Source organism: Variovorax sp. P2_H12 (assembly GCF_056403395.1).
Map to the genome: position 1 here is coordinate 1 of NZ_JBFUFO010000170.1, position 494 is coordinate 494.

At 75.9% G+C, this 494-nt stretch carries 1 protein-coding gene; it reads left to right on the plus strand.

The features are described 5' to 3' along the window. Positions 1-309: 309 nt before the first annotated feature. Positions 310-494 (plus strand): hypothetical protein (locus tag AC1DYK_RS35665; protein WP_478170563.1); only part of this gene is annotated, 185 nt, incomplete at its 3' end.

Consider the following 494-nt stretch of genomic DNA (forward strand, 5'->3'; position numbering starts at 1 on the left):
TCATGGAACAGGCCGGACAGGTGCGAAAGTTGGCGGCGGATCCGGATGACGGTCCGGCCGACGCCGCCACCGGCACCCCCGTCGACTCGCCGACCCACAGTCTGCTCGGCCCCCACGGCCACGACTCTGCCGACCCCGCCCCCGACGACGAGTCCGGCGGCACCGGCAACGCCACCGACAAGCAGCGTGCGACGGTCGAGGGAGGGGACTGCGGGAGCGGGAGCGCTGACCGGCCCGGCAGGGGGAGGAGAGGGAAGGGGAGCGGTGGGGGTTGTTGTCGGGGCGGTCGATGCGGGGGCGGTCGGCGTCGTGGGAGCGGGAAGAGGCCGCGGCACGAGCGGTGCGACGGGCGGCAGGCCGGTGGGCAGCTCGGCCGGAGGCCCGCTGCGCTCACGCGGGATGGACAGCTGGGTGGTCGGCCGGTCGGGCTCCGGCGCACGGGGGCTGCCGACGCTGCCGATGCGGGTGGTCCGGACGTCGTCGTCCCTGGTGGC